18 protein-coding genes are annotated in these 19,167 nt (G+C 60.0%); 17 read left to right on the forward strand and 1 reads right to left on the reverse strand.

Annotated elements, in window-relative coordinates; translation table 11 throughout:
• Positions 1-558: 558 nt before the first annotated feature.
• From DK254_RS00595 to pilV, 17 genes are all read left to right on the forward strand, one after another.
• Complete coding sequence (locus DK254_RS00595; RefSeq protein ID WP_109931578.1) at positions 559-1,296, forward strand: PFL_4669 family integrating conjugative element protein; 738 nt, start codon at positions 559-561, stop codon at positions 1,294-1,296.
• 5 nt (positions 1,297-1,301) lie between these two features.
• Positions 1,302-1,841 (forward strand): DUF3158 family protein, encoded by a 540-nt coding sequence (locus tag DK254_RS00600; protein ID WP_109931580.1) that lies wholly within the window; start codon positions 1,302-1,304, stop codon positions 1,839-1,841.
• Between the two features lie 13 nt (positions 1,842-1,854).
• Positions 1,855-2,337: a single-stranded DNA-binding protein gene (locus tag DK254_RS00605; RefSeq protein ID WP_109931582.1), complete on the forward strand. Its 483-nt coding sequence runs from the start codon at positions 1,855-1,857 to the stop codon at positions 2,335-2,337.
• Positions 2,338-2,459: 122 nt separating this feature from the next.
• A complete protein-coding gene (locus tag DK254_RS34055; RefSeq protein WP_158546387.1) occupies positions 2,460-2,636 on the forward strand; it encodes a hypothetical protein in 177 nt (58 codons plus the stop codon).
• An 83-nt stretch (positions 2,637-2,719) separates the two neighbouring features.
• Positions 2,720-2,908 carry a hypothetical protein gene (locus tag DK254_RS00610; RefSeq protein WP_109931584.1) on the forward strand — a complete coding sequence of 63 codons (189 nt, stop codon included), beginning with the start codon at positions 2,720-2,722 and terminating at the stop codon, positions 2,906-2,908.
• 516 nt (positions 2,909-3,424) lie between these two features.
• Positions 3,425-3,622 carry a CrpP family ICE-associated protein gene (locus DK254_RS00615; protein ID WP_109931586.1) on the forward strand — a complete coding sequence of 66 codons (198 nt, stop codon included), beginning with the start codon at positions 3,425-3,427 and terminating at the stop codon, positions 3,620-3,622.
• A gap of 116 nt (positions 3,623-3,738) precedes the next feature.
• Positions 3,739-5,646: a DNA topoisomerase gene (locus DK254_RS00620; RefSeq protein ID WP_109931588.1), complete on the forward strand. Its 1,908-nt coding sequence runs from the start codon at positions 3,739-3,741 to the stop codon at positions 5,644-5,646.
• Between the two features lie 3 nt (positions 5,647-5,649).
• Positions 5,650-7,617 carry a DEAD/DEAH box helicase gene (locus DK254_RS00625; protein ID WP_109931590.1) on the forward strand — a complete coding sequence of 656 codons (1,968 nt, stop codon included), beginning with the start codon at positions 5,650-5,652 and terminating at the stop codon, positions 7,615-7,617.
• Between the two features lie 101 nt (positions 7,618-7,718).
• A complete protein-coding gene (locus tag DK254_RS00630; RefSeq protein WP_109931592.1) occupies positions 7,719-8,831 on the forward strand; it encodes a TcpQ domain-containing protein in 1,113 nt (370 codons plus the stop codon).
• Positions 8,828-10,669 (forward strand): PilN family type IVB pilus formation outer membrane protein, encoded by a 1,842-nt coding sequence (locus DK254_RS00635; protein WP_109931594.1) that lies wholly within the window; start codon positions 8,828-8,830, stop codon positions 10,667-10,669. Before DK254_RS00630 ends, DK254_RS00635 begins: the two co-directional genes overlap by 4 nt.
• 11 nt (positions 10,670-10,680) lie before the next feature.
• Positions 10,681-12,009 carry a type 4b pilus protein PilO2 gene (gene pilO2 / locus DK254_RS00640; protein ID WP_109931596.1) on the forward strand — a complete coding sequence of 443 codons (1,329 nt, stop codon included), beginning with the start codon at positions 10,681-10,683 and terminating at the stop codon, positions 12,007-12,009.
• Entirely contained in the window at positions 11,999-12,583 is a 585-nt protein-coding gene (pilP, locus tag DK254_RS00645) for a type IV pilus biogenesis protein PilP (RefSeq protein WP_109931598.1), read from the forward strand. Before pilO2 ends, pilP begins: the two co-directional genes overlap by 11 nt.
• A gap of 11 nt (positions 12,584-12,594) precedes the next feature.
• Positions 12,595-14,154, forward strand: a complete 1,560-nt coding sequence (locus tag DK254_RS00650; protein WP_109931600.1) for a GspE/PulE family protein — start codon at positions 12,595-12,597, stop codon at positions 14,152-14,154.
• A complete protein-coding gene (locus DK254_RS00655) occupies positions 14,147-15,313 on the forward strand; it encodes a type II secretion system F family protein (RefSeq protein ID WP_109931602.1) in 1,167 nt (388 codons plus the stop codon). Before DK254_RS00650 ends, DK254_RS00655 begins: the two co-directional genes overlap by 8 nt.
• 23 nt (positions 15,314-15,336) lie before the next feature.
• A complete protein-coding gene (locus DK254_RS00660) occupies positions 15,337-15,852 on the forward strand; it encodes a type 4 pilus major pilin (protein ID WP_109931604.1) in 516 nt (171 codons plus the stop codon).
• 10 nt (positions 15,853-15,862) lie between these two features.
• On the forward strand, positions 15,863-16,804 hold the full coding sequence (locus DK254_RS00665) for an ATPase, T2SS/T4P/T4SS family (protein WP_109931606.1): 942 nt from the start codon (positions 15,863-15,865) through the stop codon (positions 16,802-16,804).
• The gene (gene pilV, locus DK254_RS00670) at positions 16,794-18,092 is read left to right on the forward strand and encodes a shufflon system plasmid conjugative transfer pilus tip adhesin PilV (protein ID WP_109931608.1); all 1,299 of its coding nucleotides are present in this window, start codon (positions 16,794-16,796) and stop codon (positions 18,090-18,092) included. The genes DK254_RS00665 and pilV overlap by 11 nt, the downstream gene beginning before the upstream one ends.
• Before the next feature lie 13 nt (positions 18,093-18,105).
• Here pilV and DK254_RS00675 read toward each other — a convergent pair whose 3' ends face one another.
• On the reverse strand, positions 18,106-19,146 hold the full coding sequence (locus tag DK254_RS00675; RefSeq protein WP_109931610.1) for an acyltransferase: 1,041 nt from the start codon (positions 19,144-19,146) through the stop codon (positions 18,106-18,108).
• Between the last annotated feature and the right edge of the window lie 21 nt (positions 19,147-19,167).

Raw genomic sequence — 19,167 nt, forward strand, 5'->3', positions numbered from 1 at the left:
CCCGAACCACTCGACCAGAACCTGGGCATCGGCACCGGCAGCGAGCTGAGTGATTCCACTGGAATCACTCGACCAGGACCAGGTCCTCGGCGCCGACGTCGAGCTGGGTGATGCGGCCCGCATCACACTGGTGGGAACCGAGCCGCAGTATCAACCCCACCGACCGACAGTTTTTTTCGACCATATAGTGGTTGGAAAAAGCCACGCAGCCCCTTCAAAGACCGGTGCAATGAATACTCCAAACATACTGCGGAGCTATGCATGCACATTCCAAATTTACCTACCCTCGTCTGCCTGGTACTACTCGCTCTGTCGGTCATCTGGCCCCGCCTTATGAGTTGGCGGAGTTGGAAGACCTGGCTGATTATTCTTGGGGGAATCGGCGTCCTGGCGCTGCTCGGGCCTTCCTCGGATGACATCGCTGCTTTCCTGAGAGGAATGTGGATATAGGTACGACATCAAAATCACGACCGGCGGGCTGAGCATTTCCTGCTGCGGCAGATCCCGCTGATTAGGAGCATGGGCACGCTCCTCAACCCTTATAAGGAAACCGTGCCCATGGCTGACAACTATCAGCTCAATATTGGCTCTCTTCGCAGTTCCGTCGATCTCACGCTCCACACTCACCATGCGGCACGGATCTGGATGGGCCGGCCGCCGAGCGACGGTAAAGCCGGCATTCTTGGCCTGGCTGGCTTCTGCGCCAAGATCAACCAGATATCCCGGGGAGCGTCTCAGGACGACCCCTATTCGGACTGGTGGATGATCCGCCTGGAGGACAAGATCAACGAGTCCCAGGAAGCGCTGAAAGTCATCGACAAACGCCTAGATGAAGTCATGGCGCAATTGCCGGCCATGATCAGCATCGGCAACAACCTGTCGGTCCAACCGATCAGTGTCCCGCTCTTCATCTCCAATCCGCTGGGCTTCAAGGCGGTTTTCCTGCTGACCTCCTACGACGAGATCGTTCGTCGCATTCTCCTGGCCCAGCATGTCGGCATGATCGGCCGCCGCGACATGGAGTTGTGGATCGACGAGGGTGCTCGGGTTCTGCGTAGCCTCTTTGGCCTGGCCCAGCTCTATCGCTATTCCGGTGCCTCACGCGATGACTTCGCGGCAAATAACGCCAAAGCGGAACAGGCCCGTCAGATGTACGAGCGCTATGGCGACATGCCCCAGGACATTCTGGAAGGCTCCAGGCGCTCCCCCTTCGCTCCCCCCATCACCCGCGGGCAACCGCAAGTACGCGAGGAACAGTCCGACGACCACGAACACGAAGATGTCGGCGAGGACTGAGCATCATGCTGCCGCACAATCGCCCGGGACATGAGCTGCAACAGACTCTCATCCGTCCCCTGCAACAGACTGCCTATCAGGGCCTGCAACAGAGTGCCTCACTAAAAGGCCTTTTAAGGCCCTTTAAAGGTAAGGGGGAGATGGACCAGTTAGCCCAGCAATGCCAGGCGCTGGAGGTCGGTCTGAAGGCGCTTGCCCAGGAAGTGCTGGCCCAGGTCAGGTATCACCCCTTCAGCCTCCTGCCTGTCCGGCTGATCGAGCAGAACACTCAGGCCGGCACCACCTTCCTTCGGTGGCAACACATTCAGTCGCGGAGGATGGGGGTGGGTATCTGGGCGGAGATGCTGCAACAACCCAAGACTCCATCGAACCTGCTGCAGGACCTGCTCGCCCTCGAGCAGCAGCGAATCATCCTCAACATGCAGATGAGCCTCATCCACTCCATCGGCAAACAGGCCACCGAGTGCGCGGAGAAGATGGGCCAGGCCGAGGCCACGTACCTGGTTCGGCTGCAGCAGATCACGAATCCATCGCAACACAACTGACCGGAGATCCACCATGAGCACACCCGTAGTTTGGGAAGGCAACATCGGCTCCCTCCCCGAGTACAAGAGTTTCACCAACGGCAACAACGCCCCGCGGCACCTGCTGCGACTGAACATCATGTTCGACAACTCCATCCCGGATGGCCAAGGTGGCTACAAGGACCGCGGCGGGTTCTGGTGCAATGTTGAATGGTGGCACCAGGATGCCGAGCGCTTCGCCTCCCTGTTCCAGAAAGGAATGCGTGTCCTGGTCCAGGGGCGGGCGATCATGGACAGCTGGAAGGACAAGCAGAGCGGCGAAGACGTCCAGGCGCTGAAAGTCGAAGCGAGCCGGGTTGCCGTCCTTCCGCATCGCCTGGCTCAGGTATCGCTTCAGACCTCCGGGAACGGCCAGCAACAACAGTCACCCCGAACGGAACGTCAGCAGCCGGCACCGCAGCAAAGCCCCCAGGACATGCACGACTACGACGGATTCGACGACGACATCCCTCTGTGATCCCCCTTAATTAAGCGCGCCCCTTCGCGAGGTTTTCGGGGACAAGGAAGTCACCTCGTGAAGCCACCAACCTCTTTAGACCATTGCTCGCAAGAGCTGCCATCCACTTTTCGGAGCCATCAATGCACGAATCTCTCTCACCCTTCGAACAGCAACTCCTGGAGCGCTTCCGTAAGCTCAGCGATCACCAACAGCAGGCGCTAGTTCCTCTCATCGAGCTGTTTGATGACGGTAAGATTTCGATGGAGGAACTGTTCGCGCTTGCCAGCACAATTCCCACGACACCTGGACGGAACTGAAGCGCGCACTTCGTGAAGCCGCGGGTGGCAAGAACTTTGCTGCGCCATCCGTGTCTTCAGTCCGACCTTCTGCAGCGATTGCCATGACCCATATGCTGAACAAGCCCATCACACCATCCGAACTGGAACTCGTGGAGCTCTATCGAAGGCTGAGCAAAGAGCAGCAGGCATTGCTCCTCCCCATCCTGCAGGACCGTGTAGACGGCAAGCTCTCGAACGTCGAGTTTCTGAACCAACTGCGCCAAATCCCCACCCAGGCGGGGCCGCGGTAAATCGCGCCCAATCGTGAGTCTCACCACGGCGAGGATCTCGGATCCGCGGTGCGCTGCCTCACATGAACGCGTCAGCCACATTCAGTGGCAACCGCCATCACCTACGGCCTCGACGTCTCGACACGCCCCCTTGGCCAGCGTCTGGGTGTCGACGCCGACGACCAGCCAGGTGTTGCCACTGGCAACACCAGACCAGGCTCAAGGAATCGGTGCCGGCGGCGAGCTCAGTGTTGCCACTGGCAACACACCATCTGGGTCTAGCCGCCGACACAGGCTACAAGTTCCTACAAGTTCGGCGGCGCGGCCCGAAACAACCCGGGCCGCAAGGGGGCGCTGCGAGCAGCGCCTGCCCAGGCCTCATGTTTGCCAGGCTCGCAGGGTGGGAAATTAGTACCCTTGGAGTGCGCATTTCCGAGTGTTTTCTACCCTGAATACGCCGAGCATCGTGATGATCAACAGCGATTTCAGCCGGCAATCCGCCCCCGCAGCATCAACCTCAATCACGGGAGGTCCACGGTGTCAGATCAAGCCTCACCAGAGCAAAAGGTCGACAGGAGGCACTTCAACAATCCACACCTGACCGTTGCAGCCGCTGGTGCAGAAGCCGCGCAGAAAGGGCTTCCCGTGCATGCCTGCCCCTACAAGCACCCCGCCATGTTGGCCAGTTGGCTGAAAGGGTACCGGCAGGCCCAGCAGCTGACGCTTGACCTCTAGCCCACATCGATACTCCCGTCGAATTCTCCCTGCCCCTAATGCCCATTTCGCGTTGAACCAGTCCAGGCCGGCAGCAACAGTGCGGCTTGGACTGGCTCAACGGATAGGGGCACAACATGAAACTCATGATCATCGAAGCACCGGGCAAGCTGAAGAAGCTCGGCCCCATGATGAAGAAGCTGCGCCCTGACGAGCACTGGATGATTGTGGCCAGCGGCGGCCACATCCGCGACCTCCCGGAGAAAGGCCAGGACAGCACCATGATCACTACGGGTGTGCTCAAGAACCTCCGCCCAGTGTACGAGGTGCTGCCCAGGAGCCAGCGCAGCATCAAAAGCATGCACGATGCGTTGAAGAGGGCCACTGAGATTTACCTCGCAACCGACCCGGATCGGGAAGGTGAGTCCATCGCCTGGCACATCCAACAGGCGCTGGGCATTCGCGATTACCAGCGCATTACCTTCAACCAGATCACCCTGTCGGCAGTACGAGAGGCCCTGTCGAACCCGCGCAAGATCGATCTTCCCCTGGTAGCGTCCCAGGAATGCCGGCGCGTTCTGGACCGTCTGGTGGGCTACCTCGTAACGCAGGAGCTCCGACGCATTCTCGGTGAGCCCACGTCTGCAGGCCGTGTCCAGTCGGTGGCCGTCTATATCGTGCTCCTGCGCGAGCGCGAGATTCGCAACTTCAAGGTCGTTCACCACTTCGGCGTGGATTTGACCTTTCTGGATGAGGCGACCGAGCAGAAGTGGAAGGCGGAGTGGGTGACCGTTCCTGACTTTGCAACCGAGGACCATCCTTACGTTCAGGACGGCACGCTGGCCAACCAGGTCGCCGGGACGCGCGCGGTGATCGTCGAGTCCTGCACCGACAGCAAAAAGCGCCGCGGGCCACCAGCGCCCTTCATCTCATCGACGCTGCAGCAGGCGGCCAGCGTGGCCTTGGGGTGGGACCCGGACAAGACCATGATGATTGCCCAAAAGCTGTACGAGCAGGGCGTGATCTCGTATCACCGGACTGACAACCCCAATCTGGATGACGATGCGATGGTGCATCTGAAAACGGTTGCTCGACAGATGGGGCTGGATGCGGTCGAGGAGCGGCGCGCCTTCCAAGCAGGCGATGCGGCCCAGGCAGGCCACCCCGCCATCGCGCCAACCACTTGGGCTGACGAGATAGCGGGCGAGACGCCCGATGAACAATCGCTCTACAAGCTCATCCGAATACGCGCACTGGCGAGCCAGCTTGCTGACGCAATCTACGACGTGCGTACCGTCAAGCTCCTGGCTAAGGGGCCGGATCATAGGCCACTGCGCTTCGCAGCAACCGGTAGCAGCATTTCCTATCTCGGCTGGAAGAAACTGCTCAAGGGCGACGACGCTGAAGAGGACAAGACAGAGCCGCCGAAGAATCCAGTCCCGAAACTGGAGCCCAGGCTGATCCTCTCTGTTCACAAGGGCGAAGTGCTCAGCCAGAAGACGAAGGCACCACCCCGCTTCACCAAGGCCAGCTTGGTCAAGGAGTTGGAGCGACTGGGTATTGGCCGCCCAGGTACCTTCGCCGCGATCGTCAAGAACATCACCGGCAAAGGCCTGGTTGTCGAGGAGAAGCGCAAGCTGGTTCCAGGTCCGCTGGGAGAGAAGACCATCGCCCAGTTGGAAGGCAACTTCACCTTCCTGCAGCTAGAGTTCACCAGTCGCATGGAGAAGGACCTAGACAGAATCGCCCAGGGCCTGGAGACGTTCAGCGCTGTGGTCACGCGCTTCTATCAGCACCTAGAAGCTGAACTCGTGAAGCTCCGTAACCAACCATCTGCGCCTACCCAACAATCTGGCAATTACCCGACATCCGCACTTGCTGGCAGCGAGTACAAATGCGGAAAGTGTGGGGCACCGCTCGCGCGCCGCCAGAAGCCCGGCAAGTTCGACTTCTGGGGGTGTACGGCTTACAAGACCTCGGGTTGCAACGTCTCTTATCCCTCGATCAGAGGAAAGCCAGACATGTCCAAACCGCGGGGGATGTAACGCATGGCTCGCCCCCGCATGTTGAACCGCTCCCCCGAACTGCTCGGCAAGGTCGTGTTCGATGGCTACGACTTCGGCCTGCAGCTCCCTTTCATAGAAGGCGCCAATAAGCTGTTGCTGGCTCGCGGCGGATTCTTCATCCGCCGCGGTGACCATCCGTATCACCGGTATTGGAGGCTGCCCAAGAGCAAGCTCTTCCACGAGCTGGACCTGCTCTTCCACCGCCTGCAGGAGCTTGCTGAGGACCGCTACAGCGAAACCTGGCAGCGCTTCCAGCAGAAGCTGGAGCAAGCCCAAGCCTCTCCCACCCGGGATGCCTTTACCTGGGGGCTGATGCTTCGTATCGCCCCGCTGGCCGACGGAGGCGTGCTGCTATCGGGCGAATACCACCCAGGCGTCGTCGCGGTCGCGCGGCGCATGAGAGGGGTCTTCCTTGGTCACTCCAGCTCGTGGCGCATCGATGCCTCTGCGGAGCTGGTGCGCAGTAATGTGATCCTGGAGCTCGGTCTTGATGAGGACCAGTTCGAAATCCTCGATGTCGTCCAGGAGCTGCTGAGCGACGGCTCTGTTGCGCCGGCGAAGGACATGCCCGGGATCAACCTCGGCGGTCCTCACCAGGAATCTACAGCCTCGGCTGGAGACGAAGACGTCTCCACCGATATCTACCTGGCGGCCGTCTCGCCGATCGAACGGACCGAGTACACCCAAAGCGCGATCACGGAGGCCTTGCGCGGCTATGCACTCCTGGACCACCAACCTGTGGGGATCGCTCACCTTCTTCAGCGGACCAGCGCACTGCTGGCCGACGATATGGGATTGGGCAAGACGCGCCAGGCTGTGATTGCAGCCCACATCCGCGCTGCAGGCTTGCCGATCCTGGTGATCACGCTGTCATCTCTGCTAATTAACTGGGAGCGCGAGATCCACGCGGTTTACCCTGAAGCTCGGGTTGCGCTGCAGCATGATGACCCGACGGCAGAGTGGATGGTCATCAACTACGAGCGACTGGGCGACTTCGTGGTCCAGGCCGAGCGCTATAGCGTCATGATCATCGACGAGGCGCACAGGCTGAAGGAGCCCACAGCGGAGTGGACTCGCCATGGATTCGACATTGCCGCGAAGGTCCCCAACCGTTACCTGCTCACCGGCACGCCTGTACTCAACCGCGAGACCGAGCTACACACGCTCCTCCGCCTCTCCGGACATCCTGTTGGCCAGTTGTCGCTGAAGGACTTCTGCGAGCGTTTCGCCGGCAACCCTGAGTTCCGTCAGAACCTGCGCGCCGAGCTCGGTGACTGGATGCTACGCCGGCGCAAGGACGTTCTGCCCAACTTGAAAGGCAAACAGCGTCAGCTGCTGCCCATCGAGCTGGATGCAGATGAGCGGCGCAAGTACGACACGCTGCGCCTCGAGGACAGACCAATCTTCGCTCGCCTCGGAGCCCTGCGGCGATACCTCGAACAGGTCAAGGTGCGGGTAGCCATGGACCTGGTCAGTGAGCTAGACCCTGCCGACAAAGTGATCCTGTTCTGCGAGTTCAAACCGACGGTGGCCATGCTCAAAGGGCTGTGCGACCAGGCCGGCATTGGCAACGTCACCCTCATCGGATCGGACACCCTGAAGAAACGCCAGAAGGCCATCGACAAATTTCAGGAAGACCCCGACTGCCGGGTGTTCATCTGCACCACGTCGGCCGCCGGCACTGGCAACAACCTCACCGCGGCGAACTACGTGGTCTTCCTCGGCTTGCCCTGGACACCCGGCCAGCAGGATCAGGCCGAGGACCGAGCCTACCGCAACGGCCAGTTGCGCATGGTCATCGTGAAGATCCCACTTGTGGAAAACACCATCGACCAGCAGCTGTGGCAGATGCTGCTAGCCAAACGCCAGGTCAGCATGGAGCTCATCGAACCCGAAGCTGATCAGGAGGCACTGGCGAAGTCGTTGCTGGCGGCCACTATCGCCGCATAGGCCCGGAATAAATACCTCTACGCCGCGTTATCTATTTCCTACTGCGTACTGGCACTGCGCCTGCGAACGTGAGCCCCATCATCAAAGGGGCCTTTCGGTACATGACCAGGCAGTTGACCACTCTCTCGTTGCTCGCGCTTCTCACCGGCTGCACCAGCCAGCCGGTCGAGACGCCTAAGCCCGCATTCGATAGCAGCCGCAATCCGGAAATGCTGTCGCCCGACCTTTACCCCAGTGGGGTGGTGCCAGAGAAGGAGCCCGTCGTCCGGTATGGGCGCTACACCCTGGTCACAACGCAGCCGGATGCCGGTCAGCGCGACCTGATGGCCCAGATCATCGACGTCACCATTCCTTCGAACATGAACCCCAGTGTTCGGGATGCAATGCAGTACGTCGTCGAACGCTCCGGCTACGCGCTGTGCCCCGCCAGCTCCGGGCACGTCAACATCCTCTACACCCGCCCGCTGCCAGCTGCCCAGTACAAGCTAGGGCCTATGACCCTGCGCAACACCCTGCAGGTGCTGGCCGGCCCGGCCTGGCAGGTCAAGGTCGACGAGGTGAACCGCCAGGTGTGCTTCGTTCTTCGCCCGGGCTACCAGTTGCCAGAACCTCCGCGGCCGGCGCATACGATGTACGCCCAGCAGCCTGCCAGTACCGAGATGGCCACTCCGGCGCCGGGCTCTGCCACCGGCTCTGTCGTTGTAGCTGCGGTGCCCTCTAGCCCCGCCATGACCACTTCAGCTGCTGCCGCGCCGGCGGTCGCAGCGAAACCCGCAGTGTTCCCCCCAGAGGCACCCGCCAAGGATGGCCCTATCGCTGCAGCCTCGTCCTCGAGCGCTGCCTCCAAGCCTGCCAGCGCCCCCCCGGCCGCAGCGGGCGTGAAGCCAGGGCAGTCAGCAGCAGCTGCTGCTCAACCTGCGCCACTCACGTTCCCCGCGCCGATCCCACGGCCGCTGCCCCAGGTATGGGCGGCCGAGACTGGATCAACCCTGCGCCAGAGCGTCGAGGCCTGGGCCAAGAAAGCCAACTGGACGCTGATCTGGAGCCAGGACGACCTGGATTACCCGATCCAGGCCCCGCTGCGCTTCGAAGGCTCCTTCGAAGACGCGATCAAGCAGCTGTTCCCGCTTTACGACACCGCTCGGCGCTCCTTCGTGGTTGATGGCAGCGACTCTCAGCGTGTGTTGCACGTCGACGAGAGGAAGAAGAAATGAGCGAACGCCTCTGGGTACGCTGGGCCATTCTGCCGCTGGCCCTTTTCATGAGCAGCTGCTCGCTGCAGCGCGTGAACGATTCGGTTGCCCGCGCTGAGCTCGAAGGCAAGTCGGCCGGGCAGTACACCAAATACCTGCAGAACCTGCAGCCCGAACAAGCCCGCGAGACAGTAGTCTTCAGCAACAAGCCGTGGGTATCGACGCAGCCGCTGGTGACCAAGCGCGGCCTGCCCTTCGGCAAGGACCAGGACATCGCCTACCGGCCGGCAGCAGCCGTGTCGATCACCGACGTCGCCCAGTACATCACACAGCAGACCGGCCTACCGGTAGTGGTGGCGCCTGATGCACTCAACCCTGGCATCCTCACGTCCTCCAAGCAGTCGGGGAACAACAACAGCACGCCGGTGACGATCAACTCCGCAGGACCGGACAGCCTGGCCGGCCTGATGCCGGCCAACGTGATCGGCTCGGCGCCCAACGGCGCGCGTAGTTTCGACCTCAACCTGGCCGGCGCCGGCCTTATCGCGGGCATCAAATACGCTGGGCCAGTATCTGGACTGCTCAACCAGGCGACTTCTCGCCTGGGCCTGTCCTGGAACTACGACTCCGACCTGCAGGGCGTTCGCATCACCTACTTCGACACCCGCACGTTCGACGTCTGGGCCTTTGGCGATGACCAGGTCATCGAAAGCACCGTGAAGTCAGGGCTTGTGACATCGACAGGCTCCGGCACTGGCGACAGCGGCACGTCTTCGAGCTCGGGCGCCTCGGGTGAGTCCGGCAGCAACCAGAGCACCACTGTCACCATCAAGACCTCCCTGCTGGCCGACATCGAGAAAAACGTCCAGGCCATGCTCAGCGTCCAGCCTGAAGGGCGGATGTTCCTCTCGCGCTCGACTGGCACGTTGACTGTCAGCGACAGACCCGAGGTTCTGAACAGAGTCGCAACCTACCTCCGCGATACGAACCGGACCATCACCCGCCAGGTACTGTTCAACGTGAAGGTGGCCGAGGTGAACTTCACCGATACGGACCAGAACGCCGTGAACTGGGACGCCGTCTACAAGTCGGTCTCAGGGAAGTGGGGCTTCTCGCTGTCCAACACCGTCTCTGGCATCAGCAGCGATGCTATTTCCGCCACCGGCAGCATCCTCGACACTTCCAGCTCGCCCTGGGCCGGCACCAAAGCAATCCTGCAGGCGCTGTCCGAGCAAGGCCGCGTCACAGAGGTGAGATCACCCTCGGTAACAACGCTCAACCTGCAGCCCGCTCCCATCCAGATCGGCAACGTGAAGAGCTATGTCGCCGCCAGCTCGACCACGACCACGGCATCGGTGGGCTCCAGCACCTCCTTGACGCCCGCGACGATCACCAGTGGCTTCAACATGATGTTGCTGCCCAAGCTCTTGGATCGCGAAAACATGCTGCTGATGATCACGCTCAGCATGAGCAGCAAGCCCACCTTCCAGGAGTTCGAGAGCAACGGCTCGAAGGTCCAGAACGCAGACTACGACACCAAGAACGCAGCGCCCAAGGTTCGACTTCGCAGCGGCGAGACCCTGGTGCTGACCGGCTTCGACGAGAACAGCGAAAACACCTCCAAATCCGGCGTAGGCAGCCCGAGCTTCTTCGGCCTGGGAGGCGGTAGCAGCCGCACGTCGACGCACAGCGCGCTGGTCGTCCTGGTCACTCCGATCGTTCTGCCCGACAACCTCAACGGGAGCATCCAGGTCGTCCCCAACATCCTGCAGGCTGCGGCCAATCTGGCAGCAAATGACGATGGCCATGGCACCCAGGTGCCGTGCAGCGCCAAGCAGCGTGCCTGCTGGACCTTCTGAAGGGGCAATGCATGAGTTCTGAAGCCCCTAAGCCAGCGAGTTCGCGAGTCCAGATCATTCAGCACTGTGGCCGTGCCTTCGTGACCGGCCTGCGCTGGCACCCTCTTGGCAGCCTTACCGGCTACATGAAAGAAGCCCGCAAGTTCGGGGAAGACAACGACCTGGATATCGTCGCCATCCGGCGTACCCCTCGCATCATCCAGGCCGGTTTCGTATCGCGCACCGAGGGCGTGACCAAGGGTATGTACAGCCTGGCGGCGACCCTCGCTGGCCAGCTGGGCAACTCCTGGATTGCTGCCTGGCAGGTTGAAACCGATGAGGATCGCTACGCGGTCGTAGCTGTGCATGATGGCGGGATCATCCCGGGCTGCGACCTTATTGGCACCGCCGCGGAAATCCGTCGGCGTGTCGCCCAGAACCGCAGCCGCGGGATCAGTTTCGAGCACGAATATCTGCCCCCTGAGTTCGAGATGGGCGGCGAGCCCCTGGACATCGAGGAGCTGCTTCAGCCATCCAAGCTCAAGCGCGAATATCGCCTGCGGCCGCTGGTGTTCGGACTTTCGAAAGCTGAACTGGCTCAGCTGCTCGTCATCGCCATGATTGTCATCGTTGCCTTCGTGGCATGGACACAGTGGCGTGCACACCAGGAGCAGATCGCGCGTGAGGCGCGTCTGGAGTCGGAACGGAAGCGCCTCGAGGAGCAAGCCAGGCTGGAGCAGGAAACAGGGACGAAACAGCCCCTGCAGGCTCTGGAGCATCCGTGGGCGAAGCGACCTTCTGTCCCAGCCTTCGTCGAGGGATGCAGTCGGGTGATGTACCAGTTGCCATTGAGCATCCAGGGCTGGACCTTCGCGAATGCCCAATGCGACGGCACGCAAGTCCTGGCTGCCTACACGCGCGGTGGAAACAGCACCGCAGCTGAGCTCATTTCAGCCAGCGCCGGCCACTTCTCCGACCGGCCGGCCTTCTTCGACGAAGGGAACTCCGCGACGCTGAAGTTCGATCTTGCCCTGCCTGCAGCCGGTGACGAGCCGCTCGTGGAGGCGATCGACGCCCTGGCGTCCCTGTCGTCCTGGCTGCACGCCTTCTCCCAGGAGCCGACGCTCAAGGAGGTCCCTGTCGTGGTGCCTCAGGAACCGGCGCTACCTGGCCAACCTGCTCCGCCGCCCCCTCCGCCTCCCCAATGGAAGCTGTTCGACCTGAGCTACGTCAGCGGCGTGCTTCCCTACGACTCCCTCAACGGGGCCCCGCTTCAAGGGCTGCGGCTGCGCGAGATCAAGACCGAGTACCAGGCCGGCCACCTGATGTGGTCGGTATCAGGAGACCTTTATGCGAAATAAGCAATTCTGGTTGGCGGCATCCACCTGCCTGGCCCTCTCCAGCGCCTGGGCGGACGAGGCATCGCTCTCCGGCATCAGCGTGGGTGAGCTGGGGAAGGTGCAGAGCGAAACCATCCTCTTCAAGGCCAAGGCTGAGCGGACGAAGGCTGAGCGCGAGAGCAATGGCGAGGATACGTCCAGCAGCACCCAGCAAGCGCCGAACGGGTTCCCCGGCGCTTTTATGCAGCAGCCAGCTCAACCTGCAGCGCCGGCGCCGAGCCGTGCCAGCAGTGAGCCAGATCTCCCGGTGGTGCGAGCGATCACAGGCTCCAGCCGGCAACTGCAGGCCACGCTGCTGTTCAGTGGGGGGTTCGAGCTGGATGCCGCCCTGGGCCAGGAGCTGCCCGATGGGTATCGCGTCATCCAGCTCACGCTCGATCGCGTTGCCGTCGAGCGCGCGGGCAAGCGCTATCCGCTGGGCTTCTCCGACCGGGTGCCCACCCCAGCATTGCAATCGCTGCAGCAGGCCACCGCATTGCAACCTACCGCGCCGGCCGCGCTGGTGCTTCCAGGACTGGTTCCTGGTCAACGCTAAGGAGCACCGTGATGACCGACCTCACCTCTGCCCTGATCGAAGAAGACAACCACCCTATCGAAGTCATTGGTCCTCCGGGGGCGGCCCTTCCGATCTCTGCCTCCGTTCTGACCGCCCCGGGCGGACGCTTCGACATTAAGGACGAGCTTCGCCAGGTACTGGCATTGACAGCAGACGGCAAACTGCACGTCTCCCAGCAACACCGTACCGATCACTACGTGATGGCCTTCATGGACCAGTTGGAGCATGAGGGTATCGAGTTCGAAATCGTCCAGTCGACGTTATCGGACATCAAGGCGCTGTATCAAACCTCTGGACGTGCCGGCCTCAACGCTCAGGTGGAAACCGACAGGCAGGCGCAGGCACTGGCGATCTTGGGTGACGCACACCGCCGCGGCGCGAGCGATATCCACATTGTCGTTGGCCATGAAATCACCAAGATTTTCTACCGGATTCACGGGCTGCTTTGGGAAGCCGCCCAAGAGAAGAGCCCGGTAGGCCGTGAGCTGTGTTCTGCGCTCTACAACAGCATGTGCGACGTCACCAGGGAACATTACCAGCCGGCAATCCCACAGGATGGACGTGTCAGCCGGCAGTTCGTCCGACAACATGGCCTGTTCGGTGCCCGAATCGCTACTCGCCCCCTTGTTGAGGGGCCGCTGATGATCATGCGGTTGCTCTATGACGACGAGTCCAAGAAGTCGCTGGAAGAGCTGGGCTTCTTGCCATCCCAGATTGAACAGTTCGCTCGCCTCCGTAGCCTCCCCTATGGCGTGAACCTCATTACAGGTCCCACCGGCTCCGGCAAATCCAAGAGCCTGCAGGTTAACCTGAACCTGCTCTATGACGAAACCCAAGGTACTCGCCACATCCTCACCCTGGAGGATCCCCCCGAGTATCCTCTGAAGGCGAACCAATCCCCCCTGGGCGCAGGGGAGACCTGGAAGGATGGCATCAAGAACACCGTCCGCCTGGATCCGGACATTCTGATGTTCGGCGAGCTGCGCGATTTGGAATCGGCGCAGGCCGCGTACAGCGGCGGCATGACCGGCCACCTGGTGTGGTCGACTCTGCACACTAACAACGCGGTTGCATCGATCCAACGCCTGATGGACATGGGCGTTCCCAGCTACCTGGTCACCGATCCGGCTCTCACCACTGGAATCATCAACCAGTCGCTCCTTCCTGTCCTTTGCCCGCATTGCCGAGTTCCATTGCGGGACAACCTTGAACGGATCGATCACAACCTGAGGCAGCGCCTGGTAAACCTGAAGATCGTCGACCAGGTCAACATACATGGCGAGGGTTGCGCTCATTGCAAACACCTGGGTGTCGTCGACCGGACCGTCGTGGCAGAAGTCCTGTTGCCAGACCTGTTATTCATGAAGATCTTCGTCGAGAAGGGAGCCAGCGCCGCGCGCAGGCACTGGGTGAAGGAAATGGGTGGCATCACCAAGATCAGTCACGCCACCCAGAAGATCGCCACCGGCCTCATCGATCCTCGGCACGCCGAGACCATCGTCGGCCCTCTGGACTTCGATCGCCAGCTGGTGGAGCTGACGCATGCGTGATCTGCTCCTCGATCTGTGGACGGGATTACGTGAGGCCGCTCACGGCTGGATAGAAACCTTCTACGTCAAGCAGTTCGGCAAGAACGAGCGGATCCAGTTCTACGAGAGCCTCATGGGCGTCCTCGAGGACGGGGTGCCGATTGAAGAGGCTCTTGAGACGGTTGAAGGGGCCTTCAGCGATGGCGGTAAGCAGCTGCATCCTGTTTCGATAGTCTGCGGTCATGTGGCAATGCTGGTTCGCGGAGGAAAGCCCGTCGCCGAGGCATGCCGCAGATACATACCGTTCGACGAGGCCTCGCTGATTGAGTCGGGAGAAGAGACCGGCAACCTCATCCAGGCCTTCCGCGACTGCGTGCGGATCATCGAAGTCAGGCAGCGCATAGCAGGGCTGGTGAAGTCGGTCGTTGGGCTTCCCTCTCTCACCTGGAGCCTGATGGGGGCGCTCATGTACGTGATCGCCGGCTGGATGGTTCCCTCGATGTCGCGGCGCCAGGACCCTGAGACCTGGACCGGCGTACCGGCAGTCCTCTATGCATTGTCCAACCTGGTCACCCACTACGGCCTGGCTATTGTCATCGTCACCCTGGCGCTGATCGTGCTTTCGATCGCCACCTTGCCCTACTTCTGCGGGCTGCAGATCAGCAGCGATAGTCCGGTGATCAAGGTGCAGCTCAGCGCGTTCCTGCAGAAAGCTCGAATTCGACTGGAGTCAGTTCCGCCCTGGTCGATCTACAAGGTCCTGCATGGGTCGATCTTCCTGCTCAACATGTCGGTGATGCTCCGCGCCGGCATCAGCCAGCTCAATGCATTGACAATCCTGAAGCGCAGTTCCTCGCCCTGGCTTCGCGAACGCATCGACGCAATCCACTACGGCGTCAGCTCAGGCAAGGACTTCGGCACCGCTCTACGCCTGGCGGGCCATCAATTCCCGGACGCCATGGCCATTCATTTCCTGCAAGTGCTTGCCACCCGCAAGGGGTTTGCCAAATCCATGGAGCGGTTCGCCAACCGCTGGCTGGAGCAGATGCTCAAGCGTGTGGAGGCGATCTCCAACGCCCTGGTCTCCTTCTCCTCGGTCTTCATAGGACTGCTCATCATCCTGGTCGTGGTGGGCATTTTCCAGGTGGCCCTGGGACTCATGGATTCAATCCAACACTGATCAACCATAACGAGGTAAAACCAATGGCAATTTCCCGCCACAACAAGCAGCGCGGCTTCCTTTCCATCGACGGTGTCATGTGGCTGATGCTGGTCGCGATCGTCCTGGGCTTCGTGGCCTTCCTGGGCTTCAAAATGCTCAGCGGATCCGACGTAGCGGTCGAGCAAAGCAACATTACGACGATCATCGGCAACACCAAGAAGCTCAAGGGATCGACCGGCTACGGCACTTCCGGCACCAACCTCGTGCCTTCCCTGATCGCCATCGACGGCACTGGCTCGATGGGTGTTTCGGGCTCGACGCTGACAAACCAGTGGAACGGCTCTGTAACCAACGTGAGCAACGGCATGACCTTCACGCTCACCGAGACGAACGTACCGAAGAGCGCCTGCATCACCCTGGTGACGAAGATCGCCAAGGACAAGCAGACCACCACCGCCATCAATGGTGGCACCGCGGTCGCCGGAGAGATCCTGGGCGCCGCGGCCACCAGTAGCTGCTCGTCAGATTCCAACACCATCGCCTGGACAACCTACTAAGGGGCATCGTGTGGGATTCATTTCCGAAGCGCAGTTTGTCGACCTGCTCCTCGGCGACGGCTTCTCGGACGTGAAGGGGCTGCCTGGGCAGCCCCGACGCGTTCAGGCACCAGCCGAATGGGATATCGAGATTCAGCAGCTCCGTGACCGCTGCCAGGAACACCACAACTCGACCCAGGAACCTGAATTCTCGCTCCTGGTAGACGATGTGGTGCTTCGCGTCACACAGCTGCAGGACGTGAACGCCAAGCCGCTATTCGTGCTGAACAAGTCGGCAGTGAAGATTCTGCCACTGGACGACCTGGGCCTTCCCGACCAACTGCACGAAAGCCTCCTGGACGAGACAACACGCGGCCTTGTCTTTTTCTGCGGCGAAATGGGCTCGGGCAAGACCTCGAGTGCAGCTTCCCTGGTGAAAGCCAGGCTCGAGGCCCACGGCGGCATAGCACTCACCGTCGAGGATCCACCGGAACCTCTGCTGCACGGCGTACATGGCCCAGGCCGATGCGTCCAGGTACCGGTATCGCGCCGGCAGGGTGGCTACGAAGAAGCGCTTATCCGCGCACTGCGGACGCGGGCCGAGATCATCCTGGTGGGTGAGGTGCGTGACGCCCAAACAGCCATGCTGGTGATCCAGGCCTCGATCAACGGGCACTTCATCATCTGCACTGGGCACTCCGGAAGCGCCGCCCTGGGCATCGAGCGCCTCGCTGTGCTCGCTCAGCCGTTGCTCTCGAATGCCCTCCAAGTCCTCTCCCAAGGACTGATCGCCGTCATCCATCAAACACTTCAGACCGATGCAAAGGGTGCGCGCCGCCTCAAGCTCCAATGCCTTTCACTGACCGGCACCGACGCTCCGTCCATTCGCGAAAAAATCAGGCAGGGCGAGATCCAACTGCTTGAGCAGGACATCGCCCAGCAATCTTCGAGGAGTCTCTGGAATGATCAATAAGCGCCGGCAGGCAGGCCTGCTCAGTGTCGACGCAGCCATGGGCCTGATCGTCCTTGCCGTCATGGTCACCCTGGCAACGGGCTGGATCATCAAGATGTCGGACCAGCAAAGCTACCGGATCGCTGCAGACAAACAACGTGCGGTCGCCGAAGCCTTCTCGAAGTACCTCAAGGACAACTTCGCGGTCGTCCTGGCAAGCGCCACTGCGACAGCGCCCGTTCAAGTCACGGTGGCGATGCTGCAGAACACCAACTATTTGCCCGCCGGCTTCACCGCTACCAACGAATTCGGCCAAACGCTCATCGGCCTGGCCAGGAAGCCGAACGCGAACCAACTGGAGGCTATCGTCGTGACTACCGGCGGCCAGACGATCCCCGAGGTCGGAATCCGCACCATCGCGGAGAACCTTGGGGGACCAGGTGGGTTCATCTCGACGCTCAACCCCAGCGTCATCCAAGGTATCCGCGGCGGATGGCAAGTCGCCCTCAGCAACTACGCGATCAGCCCGGGAGCGGGCCATACCGCCAGTGCACTTTTCCTGATGGATGGCGAGCTCGCCAACGATTACCTGTATCGCAATGCCGTCCCCGGGCACCCGGAGTTCAACACGATGAACACGGACTTGACCATGGGTGGCCACAACATCAACAGCGCCGCCGCTATCACCGCCACGGGAAACATCACCACCGGCGCCGACGTCAGCGCGCGCAACGTCACCGCCACCGGAACCGTCACGGCAGCCACTGCCAACGTGACTGGTGAGACATACACGGGAGGCTGGTTCAGAACCCGGGGCGACACCGGCTGGTACAGCGAGAAGTGGGGAGGCGGTATCTACCAGTCGGACGCCGACTGGGTGCGAATCTATAACAACAAGGGGCTGGCCACGGGGGGGACGCTTGTAGGTGGCCAGATAGTTTCGTTCGGCAATATGACCGCAACGGGGCGTATTAGCACAAATGAGTTTATCTCTGTTGGGGGGATAGCATCGGAAGGTGCAGCATGTGGCGACTACAGATTGATTGCAACAACTTCCTCGGGAAATAAGCTCGCCTGTAACAACGGCAGATGGCAATCATTTTCCTCAACTAAAGGCCAATATGTCATACGAAAGTACTGGCCTAGCGGTCAGCCAACGACACCTGATATTGCTCTCTGGTGTCAAGCAAACCCCATAACAGGCTCTTGCTCCTGCCCAGCAGGCAGCCAAGACTATGGTTACATGACAGGCCAGTCTTGGCTAAACACTCAGTGGGACACTTTCTTCGAAACTCATTTTTGCATCTAGGCCATTCCTGCGCCTATTTAGTGCCGACGGAACCTGGAGAGAGACCATCCCAAATACGTGAACGAGCTCGAACTCGCTCTAGTATTGGTCTCTCAATGCACACCCAAGAGAATATCGCCATGAAGGTAGTAATAGCAACCGCTACACCCATGGAGCTATAGAAGCCCAAGCTCGACTTATTTATTACAATCTGCTGAATAGGAAACGCATAGAGATACAATCCATATGAAATATCAAACCGACCTCTTACTAGGCGATCCCTAAACGACATACCCACTGGGAGCACAACTAGACATATTGCAACCGGAATAGCCACCAGTGCACAACTTGACTCCCAGAATATAACAGTTAAAGCTATGCCCGTAACGATCACCATCACGGCACCATGCTTCTGCAGAAGAATTTTTCGCGCAAAAGCAAACAATGAACCAGTATAAAAAGAAAGCATTACCGAGCAATAAATCGCAAACTTCCAAAAAAGTTCTTGAGAGGAATCCCTTAGGAAAAATATAGTCAGAAACGCCAAAACAAGCAATGTCAAAAAAATTATCCAAACCTTACGCGACAAGAGCAACACTACAGCAAGCACTATGTAGCATAGAAACTCTATCTTCAACGACCAAAGACTACCATTAAAGGAGTCCGGAAACCTGAACCCTAATGTAATCGAATCAACTTTAGCCTGCGCAAAGAGAGAGACTTTTAGAAAATCCAAAAAATTTCCAAGACCAAAAACTGACAGGCTATCCTGCTCACTTCCCCATATATATCGGGCAGGATAAAACATCAAGAAAGAACAGAACACTAGCGCTGGAAAAATCCGAGCACATCGCTTAGCCGCATACTCTTGAACACTATTCGCAGCAAGAAAACTGAGCGTAACAAGATACCCAGAGATCGAGAAGAAAACTAAAACAGCCAGCGAGCCTAGAGAGAAATATTTGGAACCCAAAGGCTCATCAAAACCGTACAAGACATAATGATGGCTAATTAGAACAATCAGCGCGGCGGCATGGCGAATAGGGTCAAACAGATTATATCTTGTATTAGACATGAAAAGCCCAAGTACAGCCGT

This window comes from Pseudomonas sp. RW407 (assembly GCF_003176655.1).
Taxonomy (GTDB): Bacteria; Pseudomonadota; Gammaproteobacteria; order Pseudomonadales; family Pseudomonadaceae; genus Pseudomonas; species Pseudomonas delhiensis.

Excerpts from the sequence above, each read along its gene's own strand:
- DK254_RS00595 (WP_109931578.1), top strand. The coding sequence starts at position 559 with ATGGCTGACAACTATCAGCTCAATATTGGCTCTCTTCGCAGTTCCGTC.
- pilO2 (WP_109931596.1), top strand. The coding sequence starts at position 10,681 with ATGAGTTCTGAAGCCCCTAAGCCAGCGAGTTCGCGAGTCCAGATCATT.
- DK254_RS00620 (WP_109931588.1), top strand. The coding sequence starts at position 3,739 with ATGAAACTCATGATCATCGAAGCACCGGGCAAGCTGAAGAAGCTCGGC.
- pilV (WP_109931608.1), top strand. The coding sequence starts at position 16,794 with ATGATCAATAAGCGCCGGCAGGCAGGCCTGCTCAGTGTCGACGCAGCC.
- DK254_RS00605 (WP_109931582.1), top strand. The coding sequence starts at position 1,855 with ATGAGCACACCCGTAGTTTGGGAAGGCAACATCGGCTCCCTCCCCGAG.
- DK254_RS34055 (WP_158546387.1), top strand. The coding sequence starts at position 2,460 with ATGCACGAATCTCTCTCACCCTTCGAACAGCAACTCCTGGAGCGCTTC.
- DK254_RS00635 (WP_109931594.1), top strand. The coding sequence starts at position 8,828 with ATGAGCGAACGCCTCTGGGTACGCTGGGCCATTCTGCCGCTGGCCCTT.
- DK254_RS00660 (WP_109931604.1), top strand. The coding sequence starts at position 15,337 with ATGGCAATTTCCCGCCACAACAAGCAGCGCGGCTTCCTTTCCATCGAC.
- DK254_RS00600 (WP_109931580.1), top strand. The coding sequence starts at position 1,302 with ATGCTGCCGCACAATCGCCCGGGACATGAGCTGCAACAGACTCTCATC.
- DK254_RS00655 (WP_109931602.1), top strand. The coding sequence starts at position 14,147 with ATGCGTGATCTGCTCCTCGATCTGTGGACGGGATTACGTGAGGCCGCT.
- DK254_RS00630 (WP_109931592.1), top strand. The coding sequence starts at position 7,719 with ATGACCAGGCAGTTGACCACTCTCTCGTTGCTCGCGCTTCTCACCGGC.
- DK254_RS00650 (WP_109931600.1), top strand. The coding sequence starts at position 12,595 with ATGACCGACCTCACCTCTGCCCTGATCGAAGAAGACAACCACCCTATC.
- pilP (WP_109931598.1), top strand. The coding sequence starts at position 11,999 with ATGCGAAATAAGCAATTCTGGTTGGCGGCATCCACCTGCCTGGCCCTC.
- DK254_RS00610 (WP_109931584.1), top strand. The coding sequence starts at position 2,720 with ATGACCCATATGCTGAACAAGCCCATCACACCATCCGAACTGGAACTC.
- DK254_RS00625 (WP_109931590.1), top strand. The coding sequence starts at position 5,650 with ATGGCTCGCCCCCGCATGTTGAACCGCTCCCCCGAACTGCTCGGCAAG.
- DK254_RS00675 (WP_109931610.1), bottom strand. The coding sequence starts at position 19,146 with ATGTCTAATACAAGATATAATCTGTTTGACCCTATTCGCCATGCCGCC.